General features: G+C 69.6%; 9 protein-coding genes and 1 other RNA gene. 9 read left to right on the top strand and 1 reads right to left on the bottom strand.

Going from position 1 to position 11,083, the window contains the following annotated elements; genetic code table 11:
* The coding region (locus VFJ21_05250) for a hypothetical protein (GenBank protein ID HET7406529.1) at positions 1-1,335 on the top strand (1,335 nt) is incomplete at its 5' end.
* Between the two features lie 324 nt (positions 1,336-1,659).
* On the top strand, positions 1,660-3,396 hold the full coding sequence (locus VFJ21_05245; GenBank protein ID HET7406528.1) for a hypothetical protein: 1,737 nt from the start codon (positions 1,660-1,662) through the stop codon (positions 3,394-3,396).
* Between the two features lie 83 nt (positions 3,397-3,479).
* On the opposite strand, the gene VFJ21_05240 is transcribed toward VFJ21_05245, so the two are convergent.
* Complete coding sequence (locus tag VFJ21_05240; protein ID HET7406527.1) at positions 3,480-3,665, bottom strand: hypothetical protein; 186 nt, start codon at positions 3,663-3,665, stop codon at positions 3,480-3,482.
* 190 nt (positions 3,666-3,855) lie between these two features.
* Between VFJ21_05240 and ftsE the strand changes: the two genes are divergently transcribed.
* The 7 genes from ftsE (at position 3,856) to ssrA (ending at position 10,575) form a co-directional block, all read left to right on the top strand.
* On the top strand, positions 3,856-4,545 hold the full coding sequence (ftsE, locus tag VFJ21_05235) for a cell division ATP-binding protein FtsE (protein ID HET7406526.1): 690 nt from the start codon (positions 3,856-3,858) through the stop codon (positions 4,543-4,545).
* 42 nt (positions 4,546-4,587) lie between these two features.
* The gene (ftsX, locus tag VFJ21_05230; GenBank protein ID HET7406525.1) at positions 4,588-5,463 is read left to right on the top strand and encodes a permease-like cell division protein FtsX; all 876 of its coding nucleotides are present in this window, start codon (positions 4,588-4,590) and stop codon (positions 5,461-5,463) included.
* Between the two features lie 69 nt (positions 5,464-5,532).
* Positions 5,533-6,699, top strand: coding sequence for a S41 family peptidase (locus VFJ21_05225; GenBank protein HET7406524.1), 1,167 nt, complete (start codon positions 5,533-5,535; stop codon positions 6,697-6,699).
* 4 nt (positions 6,700-6,703) lie between these two features.
* Positions 6,704-7,183, top strand: a complete 480-nt coding sequence (smpB, locus tag VFJ21_05220; GenBank protein HET7406523.1) for an SsrA-binding protein SmpB — start codon at positions 6,704-6,706, stop codon at positions 7,181-7,183.
* Positions 7,184-7,246: 63 nt separating this feature from the next.
* Positions 7,247-9,259 carry a penicillin-binding transpeptidase domain-containing protein gene (locus tag VFJ21_05215; protein ID HET7406522.1) on the top strand — a complete coding sequence of 671 codons (2,013 nt, stop codon included), beginning with the start codon at positions 7,247-7,249 and terminating at the stop codon, positions 9,257-9,259.
* 23 nt (positions 9,260-9,282) lie between these two features.
* Positions 9,283-10,146, top strand: coding sequence for an amidohydrolase family protein (locus tag VFJ21_05210; GenBank protein ID HET7406521.1), 864 nt, complete (start codon positions 9,283-9,285; stop codon positions 10,144-10,146).
* 64 nt (positions 10,147-10,210) lie between these two features.
* Positions 10,211-10,575, top strand: a transfer-messenger RNA (tmRNA) gene (gene ssrA, locus VFJ21_05205).
* Positions 10,576-11,083: the final 508 nt, after the last annotated feature.

Genomic DNA, 11,083 nt, shown 5'->3' with positions numbered 1-11,083 from the left:
TTGACCTACACCGTCACTGCTGGCGCCACTGGCACCCGTAACCAGGCGAACGTCGTCGTCACAGATGTGGTGCCGAGCGGCACGACCTACGTAGCCAATTCGGCGACGTGCAGCACCGGCTGCACCGCGGCGTACGACTCGAACACCAACGAGGTGACCTGGACGCTCGCTACCATCCCCGCCAACACGAGTAGGAATGATCTGCAGTTCCAGGTGACGATCAACCAGCGCGCGGCGAACTCTGATGGTTCTGTCTCCGGGGAAACGGTGACCAACGTCGCGAACGGCAGTTCAGACTCGACGCCGTCGGTGAGTGACGACGCGACAACGACCGTTCCAGGGACGCCCGCTCCGCCGCCGCCTCCCCCGCCGTCCAACCCGGGGATCGTTGTCCTGAGCCTGGCGAAGACGGCCATCCCGGTGTCCGGCTCGGTGGTCCAGCCGGGTCAGACGATCAACTACACGGTGACTGTCAAGAACTCCGGCAATGCCGACGCACCTGGCGTGACCGTGGTCGACACGCTGCCGCAGCACCTGACGGTCAACTCGTCGACGATCTCCGACAACGGGGTGCTCGACAGCAACGCCCACACGATCACGTGGGCGCTGGGCACCGTCGCGGCGGACACGACCAAGGCCGTGACCTTCGCGGCCACGGTCGACCAGGACACGCCGAAGGGCACCGACCTGGTCAACGTCGCCACGCTGGGCAACCAGCAGTCGTCGACCACACACCGGGTCGCCACCGGTGACCTGACGCTGGTCAAGACCGTCAGCCCGACGAGCGGCGCGCAGTACGGGAGCACGCTCACCTACGGGCTGAACGCGGTCGCGACCGGAACGCTCAACCAGACGGGCGTCACCGTTACTGACGTGGTGCCGACCGGCACGACGTACGTCGCGGGTTCCGCGAAGTGCCTCGAGCCGGCAACGAGCAGCGAGTGCACCACGTCGTACGACGCGGCGACGAAGACCGTGACGTGGACGCTCGGATCCATGGCCGCAGGCGCCGCCCGCGGGCTGCAGTTCCAGGTCACGATCGACACGCCGGCCGCGCAGGCCGACGGAAGCATCCCCGCGACGACGATCACCAACGTCGGCAACATCAAGTCGGACCACACCGGTGTGCTGCCGTCGAACGAAGTCAAGACCGATGTGATCGCGGTCCTCGGTGAGAAGACCGTCAAGCCGCCGGTCGTGACCCCGCCACCCGCGGTCGAGCCGCAGAAGTTGCCGTTCACCGGCGCGCCGACGAGCCTCCAGCTCGGCGCCGGCGGGCTGCTGCTGATGCTCGGTGCCGGCTTGCTGATGGCGAGCCGTCGCCGCAAGGCCTAACCGGCCGTAGCGCCCAGCCCCGCCTCCCAGCCCACGGGAGGCGGGGCTTCGGCGTGCCTGCTGCTCCTAACGGCGTACGACGTGGCGCGAACGGCCTCGGCCGATCGGTCAGAGTTGATTCACCGGCCTTCAGAACCAGGACAAACCGCCACACGAGGTGTTGGCGCACCGCGCCGGATAAGTCACTCTCAGTGAACACACGGATACATACCGTGTGTGGGGAGCTGAGATCCGCGGCCGTCCTGGTCACCTTCCGCATCAGCGGGAAGCCGCGGGGAGCTAGTGGTGAAACCGGCCCCGAAGACGAAGTCTTTGGAGCCGGACATGCCTGTACGCCACATCAGCACCCGCCGCATATCGACCGCGGCCGCTGCGTTGGCCCTCATTTCCACCGGCGGCATCCTCGTGGGAGCCCCGGCCTTCGCGTCTGCGAGTGGCTCCAACGGGACGATCAAGATCGGCTCGGACGGCCCGGCCAACGATCCGTCGACTGCTTGTCCTATCCCGATCGACTTCTCGGGGTTTGACACGACCGAACATCGGGACGTTCAGGTTTCTGTCACTTTGCAGGCGCCCAGCGCGCCTGTTGATGAAAACCTGCCGGTGACTCTGTCGTCGTCAGATTTCTCGGGAGCGAGCGGTGAGATCAACGCGGCTCCCGATTTCTCGTCCGCAGCCTCTGCGGCCCCTTGGCATGTGACGGTGAAGGTCGCTGTTGACGGTGATGGCCAGACGGCCAAGTCAAAGACCATTACGGTCACCGGTCCTTGCGCGGACTCCTCGCCGCAATCGGGTGGCAGCGGTGGCGCGACGACGGGCGGAGATGGCGGTTCCGGTGGTGCTGGCGGGAACGGCGGGGCCGGTGGCAACGGTGGCGTTGACGGGAACGGCGGCAATGGTGGCTCCGGCGGCGACGGTGGTAACGGCGGTCAGGGTGGCGACCAGGGCAACGGCGGTAACGGCGGTCAGGGTGGCGACCAGGGCAACGGCGGTAACGGTGGTCAGGGTGGCGACCAGGGCAACGGCGGGAACGGCGGTGTCGGGGGCGCCGGCGGCAACGGCGGCGTCGGCGGTCAGGGTGGTGACCAGGGCAACGGCGGTAACGGCGGCGCCGGCGGTGCCGGTGGGACCGGCGGCGGTGGTGGTCAGGGCGGCGGCGTCCAGATCTCCAGCCTGAAGATCGTGGACTCGGGGCCGGCTTCCGTCCCGGAGAACACTGACCTCACCTACACGCTCCAGGTCACGACCGGCGGCCAGGCGGCCCAGAACGGCGTCGCGGTGACGGACGCGGTCCCGGCCGGCACGACGTACTCGAGCTGCACCGGCGGCATCAGCTGCCGCCTCATCCAGGGCGCCGTGCACTGGCACATCGGGCAGATGCTGTCTGGCGACACAACGGCCGTGCAGTTCACGGTGCACGTCGACGCGCTCGACCGTGACAACGGTGGGAACCCGATTCCGCGGACGCTGACCAACACCGGCACGGTGAACTCCGACAAGGCGGGCCCGGTGACCTCCGACCCCGTGTCGACGACCGTCACCGGCACCAGCGGCAGTGGCAACGGAGCCGGCAACGGCAACGGAGCCGGTAACGGCAACGGCAACGGCGGCAACGGTGGCACGAACGGCGGTGGCACGAACGGCGGTGGCACGAACGGCGGCACGAACGGCGGCACAACTGGTCACGTCGGTGGCGGCCCCGGCGGCACGGGTGGCACGGGGACGACCGGCACCACGGGTGGCACGGACGGCACGGGTGGCACGGGCGGGAGCGGCGGCGGCGGTACGCCGGGTGCACCGGCCGGCACGCCGACCGTCGGGCGCACCAGCACTCCGGGCGACCCGACGAGTGGCTCCGCCGGCGACCCGCCGGCGAGCGGCACCAGCACCAGCGGCGTACCGGTCCAGGTCCTGGCCCTGCACGAGAGCCGCCCGGGAGTCGCCCCGGCGACGCTGCCCTTCACGGGCGCGCCCACCGGCGTACTGGTCGGCGTCGGTCTCGCCTCGGTAATGGCGGGGGCGTGGCTGCTGGTCGTCGGCAGTCGCCGGCGTACGGCGTAGGAAGCTCAGGATCCGACGGGGGATAGGCGAGAGGCCCTGCTCCGAAGGGGGGAGCAGGGCCTCTCGGCGTACAGGAACGACGATCAGCGCAGGTGGTAGCCGAGCGCCGCGATGACGGCGAGCGCCGCGACGATGAAGGCGATCATCTGCGGGGTCAGCGTGATCAACGCGGAGGAGTGCACGTGGTCGCGGGACGCACGGCAGACGGCGCAGCGCCCCTCGACGACCGGCCCGGCGCAGCTGGCACAGACCAGGTGCTCACAGGACATCTCGTCGCCTCCTCGGCCGTGGGCTCCTCACCCTCGGTGGTGCCCACTTCAATCTCCGACCCAACGTGTGTCGGCGCCTCAAGTGTCCCACTGGAGCGCCGTTCGGGAAAGCGTCGGGTCCGTCGTCGACCGATTGATCAGGTTTTGCCATGGCCGCGGCGGGAACCGGGCGCCGGTAGACTGGCGCCCCATGATCCGGTTCGACGCGGTCACCAAGGTCTACCCGGCGAGCAGCAAGCCCGCCCTCGAGGGGATAACCCTCGAGTTCGAGCGCGGCGAGTTCGTCTTCCTGGTGGGCCAGTCGGGCTCCGGCAAGTCGACGTTCCTGCGGCTGATCCTCCGGGAGGAGCGGCCGACCCGCGGCACGATCCACGTCGCCGGTAAGGATCTCAACCGTCTCTCGCACTGGAAGGTGCCGGCGCTGCGGCGCCAGATCGGCACCGTCTTCCAAGACTTCCGCCTGCTGCCCAACAAGACCGTCTCGCAGAACATCGCCTTCGCGCTCGAGGTGATCGGCAAGCCGCGGCACACCGTCGAGAAGGTCGTGCCGGAGGTCCTCGACCTGGTCGGGCTCACCGGCAAGAACGACCGGATGCCCGACGAGCTCTCCGGCGGTGAGCAGCAGCGGGTCGCGATCGCCCGCGCGTTCGTCAACCGGCCGATGATCTTGCTCGCCGACGAACCGACCGGCAATCTGGACCCCACGACCAGCGTCGGCATCATGAAGCTGCTCGACCGCATCAACCGCACCGGCACGACCGTGGTCATGGCCACCCACGATGCGGCGATCGTCGACTCCATGCGCCGCCGGGTGGTCGAGCTCGACGGTGGCCACCTGGTCCGCGACCAGAGCCGGGGGGTCTACGGCTATTCCCGCTGAGTGCCGAAGACCTGAAGAAGACCCATACCACCAGGGATAAGCATGCGCGTGCAGTTCGTCCTGTCCGAGATCCGGATCGGCCTCCGCCGCAACCTCACCATGTCGGTCGCGGTGATCATCACGGTGGCGATCTCACTGGCGCTGCTGGGCACCGCCTGGCTGATCCGCCAGCAGGTCAACGAGATGAAGAGCTACTGGTTCGACAAGATCCAGGTCTCGGTCTTCCTCACCGACAACGTCACCGACGCGCAGCGCAAGTCGATCAACCAGACGCTGGTCGCGCTGCCCGACGTGCAGCACGTCTTCTACGAGTCGAAGCAAGAGGCCTACCAGCACTTCAAGCACGACTTCCGTGACTCGCCAGACCTGGTCAAGAACACCTCGCCCGACGCGCTGCCCGAGTCGTTCCGGGTCAAGCTCAAGGACCCGCGCAAGTACGACATCGTGGCCAGCGCCATGCAGGGCCAGCCCGGCGTCCTGCAGGTCACCGACGACTCCGCCGTACTCAAGAAGTTCTTCCGCCTGCTGCACGGCCTGCAGGTCGCGGCCTACGTCGCCGCCGGCATCCTCCTCGTCGCCACCGTCCTGCTGATCTACAACGCGATCCGCGTCGCGGCGTTCAGCCGTCGACGGGAGACCGGCATCATGCGGCTCGTCGGGGCCTCGGACTTCTACATCCAGCTGCCGTTCATCCTCGAGGGCGCGGTCGCGGGGTTGGTGGGCGGCGTCTTCGCGACCGGGGCGGTGGTGGCGCTGAAGGCGCTGCTGATCGACCGTTCGCTGCGGCCGGCGTTCCGCTTCACGTCGTTCATCGGCTGGGACGCCGTGTGGCAGATGGTGCCGGTGCTCCTGCTCGTCGGGGTCGCACTCGCCGCGGTCGCGTCGTTCCTCACCCTGCGCCGCCACCTGCGGGTCTAGCGGCGGGCGCGGGGTCCGGCCCCTGATCAAGCACCGGCGGGGATCGGGCCGCCCGCCTATCCTGATCAGGTGCTGCACGCCTGGTCCCACCGCTCGCTGCGGCTCACCACGGTGGTGGTGGCGCTGGCGGCGGTGTTCGGCGCGGGCTACGCCTTCGGCCGCTGGCAGCACGGTCCGGCGGACCGGCCCGACGACGTCCTGAGCGAGGCAGCCAACACGATCGCGAAGGACGCCGCGCACCCCGTGAGCAAGTCCGAGCTCGAGCGGGCCGCGGTCGAGGGAATGCTGCACGCGCTTGACGACCGCTGGTCGGCCTACTACACCCCGGCCGACTTCGACCGCTTCCAGGACATGCTCGACGGCCGTTATGCCGGCGTGGGCCTGTGGGTACGCCGCGACTCCACCGGGCGCCTCGTCGTCTTCAGCGTGCAGCCCGGTTCTCCGGCGGCTGCAGCCGGCCTGCAGGTCGGTGACGACCTGGTCTCGGTGTCCGGGCAGCCGGTGTCGGGCCGATCGGTCGCCGATGTCGTCAGTGCGTTGCGCGGCGACGCCGGCACCAACGTCACCGTCACCTGGCGCCGCGAGGGCACGCGGGTCAGCCGCACTCTGCGCCGGGCCACGCTGGCCTCCGACGACGTGAGCGCCGACCAGCTTGCTGCCGGGGTGTTGCGGCTGCGGATCACCGCGTTCACGCGTGGCGTCGGACGCTGGGTGCGCGACCAGGTCAGCGCCGCCGACGGCCAGGTGCACGGCATCGTGCTCGACCTGCGCGGCAACCCCGGTGGCCTGCTCGACGAGGCCGTGGAAACCGCATCGGCGTTCCTCGACGGCGGGCGGGTGGTGACGTTCGTGCGTCGCGACCAGCAGCCCCAGCCGCTCGACGCCCTGGCCAACGGTGACACGTCAACGCCTCTCGTCGTACTCGTCGACGGCGGCACCGCCAGCGCCGCCGAGGTCGTCGCCGCGGCCCTGCAGGACCGTGGCCGGGCGGTCATCGTCGGGTCGCGCACGTTCGGTAAGGGGTCGGTGCAGGAGCCCGCGACGCTGTCGGACGGGTCGGCGCTCGAGCTGACGGTCGGTAGCTACCTCACTCCGTCGGGCCGTTCGCTCGACGGCGTCGGGGTCGAGCCCGACGTGGCGGTGCGGCCCGGTTCGTCATCCGACGTCGCCGAGCAGCGCGCCGTCGAGGTGCTCTCGGGGATGCTCGCCGACGCGGGCAGTGCGGGGCGAGGCTGAGCCGATGCCGAAGGAGAGCGGCCGGAAGATGGTCGCGCAGAACCGCCGCGCCCGCCACGACTACGCGATCGAGGACACCTACGAAGCGGGTGTGGTGCTGACCGGCACCGAGGTGAAGTCGCTGCGGTTGGGGCGGGCGAACCTGACCGACGCATACGGGCGGATCAAGGACGGCGAGGTGTGGCTCGAGGGCGCGCACATCCCGGAGTACACCCAGGGCACCTGGACCAACCATGCGCCGCGGCGACCGCGCAAGCTCTTGCTGCACCGCAGCGAGATCGCCCGACTCATCGGCAAGACGAAGGAGAGCGGCCTCACGCTCGTGCCGCTCGCGCTGTACTTCAAGGACGGCAAGGTCAAGGTCGAGATCGCGTTGGCCCGCGGCCGCAAGAGCTACGACAAGCGGCAGGCGCTGGCCGAGCGGCAGGCAGGGCGCGAGATGTCGCGGGCGATGGGTCGGCGGGCGAAGGGCCGCACCGAGTGATGGGCCTGGGTGCGAACGGTCAGACCGCGTGATGGGCGTGCGTGTGAAGGATCAGACCGCGTGATGGGAGTCCGCCGTTTCGGTCGCCGCTTCAGGATCGAGATCCCTTCTTCCATGCGGCACGCCGTTTGCTCAACGGAGCGCGGGAACTCGATCAAGCAGGTCGCCGCCGGTGCTCTCGCTGCGGTCTTGCTCGGCGGTGGGCTGGTCGGCTGCTCGTCCGGGTCCTCGCCCACGCCGACCGCGAAGGCGTACCTCTCGGCGTGGGCTCGGGGAGATCTTCAAGCGGCCTCGGCCCAGACGACCCGCCCGCAGGCGGCGCGTGAAGCGTTGCAGTCAGTGGCGCAGTCGTTGCACGTGAGCCGGGTGTCCACCCGGGTCGGTGCCGCCGGTTCCGCGCAGAAGGACGGCGACGTGCCGGTCCGGTTCTCGGCGACTCTCACGTTGCGCGGGCTCGGCGACTGGACCTACGGCGGACGCCTGCTCCTGCGCAAGGTCGGCGGGCAATGGCGGGTCGACTGGAACGACACCGACATCCATCCCGGGCTCGGGGCGGGTCGTTCGCTGGCGATGACCCGTTCGCTGCCGCCGCGCGCGTCGATCCTCGACGGGTCGGGCCAGCCCCTGTTCACGCCCACGCCGATCGTCGACATCGGCATCGAACCGCGCGGGTTCACCGATCCCGCGGGCAGCCTCACCGTGCTGCAGGCGCAGCTGCACGTCGACCCCGCGCGCATCCGCCAGGCGGTGTCGGCTGCCAAGCCCGACGCGTTCGTGCCGGTCATCACCTTGCGGCGCAACGACTACGACAAGGTCCGGTCGGCCATCCACGACTTGCCTGGGCTGGTGTTCCAGACCGGCACGGCGGAGCTGGCGCCGACCGCCGGCTTCGCCCGTGCCGTCCTCGGCCGCGTGGGTGAGGCCACCGCCGACGTGCTCAGGGCAGCGGGTCCGGCGTACGCCGTCGGCGACGACCTCGGCATCGGCGGGCTGCAGCAGGCGTTCCAGCAGCAGCTCGCCGGGCGAGCCGGCGGCGCGGTGACGATCGTCGATCGCAGTGGGGCGACCGTCTCGACGTTGAAGCGGTTCGCCGCGGTGCCGGGCCGGCCCGTGTCCACGACGCTCGATCGGGCGGTGCAGCAGGCCGCCGAGCGGGCGCTCGACAGTGTCACGCTGCCGGCCGCTCTGGTCGCGATCCGCCCCTCCGACGGCGCGATCCTGGCGGTGGCCAACCGGCCTGCCGACTCGGCCGACAACCGGGCCTTCACCGGCCGCTATCCGCCGGGGTCGACGTTCAAGGTCGTGACGACCTATGCGCTGCTCGGCGACGGGGTGACGCCGCAGACGCCGGTGGAGTGCCCGCCGCGGGTCGTGGTCGACGGCAAGGCGTTCACCAACTTCGAGGGCGAGGCGCCGGGCGCGATTCCGTTTGCGCAGGACTTCGCGATCTCCTGCAACACGGCGTTCATCGGCCTGTCGAAGCGGTTGCACTCGCGCGATCTGCCCGACGCCGCGGGCGCTTTCGGGCTCGGCGGATCGTGGCAGCTGCCGCTTGCGGCCTACACCGGCTCTGTCCCCACGCCCGGGGACGCCGTCGAGCAGGCGGCAGAGGCGATCGGTCAGGGGCGAGTGCTGGTCAGCCCGCTGGACATGGCGCTGGTCGCGGCGGCGGTCCAGTCGGGCAGCTGGCATGCGCCGGAGCTGGTGACCTCGTCGTCTTCCGCGGGAGGTTCGCCGTCCGGGTCGGCGTCCGGGTCGGCGTCGGGTTCGGCTGCCGGGCCGGCGGCCTCGACGACCGCGTCGCCGGCGAAGCCGCTGGACGCTGCGAAGGTGTCGGTCCTGCGTGACCTGATGACGCGCGTCGTGACCTCCGGCACGGCGTCGTCCGCAGGGCTGCCGTCGGGGACCGCGGGCAAGACGGGAACGGCGGAGTTCGGCACCGACGACCCGCCGAAGACCCATGCGTGGTTCATCGGCTACCGCGGTGACCTGGCCTTCGCCGTGCTGGTCGAGGGCGGCGGGGTCGGGGGATCGGTGGCCGCGCCGATCGCAGCGAAGTTCCTGGCCGCACTGTGAGGGCTCCGCTCGATGACGGCGCGGTGCCTGATCTCGTTGCCGCGTTGGGAATCCCCGGGCTGGTCGACGTCCACGTGCACTTCATGCCGCACAACGTGCTCGACAAGGTGTGGGCATATTTCGACGCCGGCGGAGCGCTGCTCGGCCGGTCGTGGCCGATCACCTACCGCTACGACGAGGACGAGCGGATCGACCGGCTTCGCGCTCTCGGACTGCGTGCGTGGACCGCGTTGTGCTACCCGCACAAGCCGGGCATGGCCGAGTGGCTGAACGGCTGGTCGCTGGAGTTCGCGGCGCGGGTGCCCGAGTGCGTACCGACCGCGACGTTCTTCCCCGAGCCGTCGGCGCAGCGCTACGTCGCCGACGCACTGTCGGCAGGGGCTCGAGTCTTCAAGGCGCACGTGCAGGTGGGGCGTTACGACCCGCGCGATCCGCTGCTGCGCCCGGTGTGGGGCCTGCTCGCCGACGCACAGGTCCCGGTGGTTGCCCACGTCGGTAGCGGCCCGGCGCCGGGGGAGTTCACCGGACCGGGCCCGTTCGGTGCAGTCCTCGCGGACTTTCCGCGGCTCGTCGCCGTCGTCGCTCACATGGGGATGCCGGAGTACGCCGAGTTCCTCGACCTCGCTGCGGCGTACGACGGGGTGCATCTGGACACCACGATGACGTTCACCGACTTCACCGAGGCGGGGTCGCCCTACCCGCGCTCGTTGCTGTCGCGGCTGGTCGACCTGCAGTCGCGCGTCGTCCTGGGCTCGGACTTCCCGAACATCCCGCATCCGTATGCCCATCAGCTGGAGTCGCTCGTGCGGCTGGACCTGGGGGATGACTGGCTGCGGGCCGTGTGCCACGACAACGGCGCGCGTCTGCTGGGAATCCCGGCCCCCTGATGGTCGTTACACGGATGCGTCGGACGCCCGCCTGCGGGTAGGCTGACCGGCGTACAACTCCATAGGGGGTGAATGGTCTCGACTTCGGTTGGTCGAGACAGGGGAAGCGGGCCGGAGACGATGCGCTAGCTCCGTCATCAAGTGTGCATCAAATGATAAATGCGAAGCAAAACAACGCATTCGCTCTCGCTGCCTGACAGGTAGCGAAGCTGTCGGCCTAGGTGCGCCTCCGCCCTAGGACCCGGCATCATCAAGGAGGCTCAACCGTCGGGCTCGGCTGCGGGGACTGACGGGAAAGCAAACAGCAGCTGGCCGATCACCGGACTGCCTGTGACACCGGTGTGAGGCGACAACTAATCACAGGATGCGCCCGGAGAAGCCCTGTCACGGTGCCGAAGGACGCGGGTTCGATTCCCGCCACCTCCACCAAGAACAAGCCTCTGACCTGCGGAAACACCGTTTTAGAGCCATTTCGCGGACGGCTCTGGTACGGGCACGGTGTGGCCACTGATCAGTTATGTCAGGCCATCGGCGGTCTTGCGGCGACAATTTTCCCTTATAGGGCAAGGGTTTTGCCACTTGGGGGTGGCAGGAACTGCCGCTTTCACTTCTGCGTAGTCCCTGCCCAGCGGGCCGGTCTTGGTGGCACTGCCGATGCCGGCTTACGCCCACGGCGTGACCATGTCGCCGTGGGCGTTTCGATGCAATGGCCGGCCGGTCCGCAACTGGCCCGGTCGATTCTGGGATCGGCTGGTCTTCTTAGCCGTAGGCGCGCGCGTAGGTCTTGAGGGTGGGTTCGGCGGAGACGCCCGGCGCCTGGGCGAAGCCCTGTGATGCGGCGTCGGTGTAGAGGATGAGGTTGCCGCCGACCACGTCCGCAGCAGTTAGTCCCGGTGCCCAGGGTAGGGCGCACGTGCTCACCGGGACGCGTGCCGCA

The organism is Mycobacteriales bacterium, assembly GCA_035690485.1.
In the GTDB taxonomy this organism is placed as follows: Bacteria; Actinomycetota; Actinomycetes; order JAFAQI01; family DASSKL01; genus DASSKL01.
The sequence above is the reverse complement of the archived record's forward strand: the minus strand, read 5'-3'. Positions and strand labels throughout refer to the sequence as shown.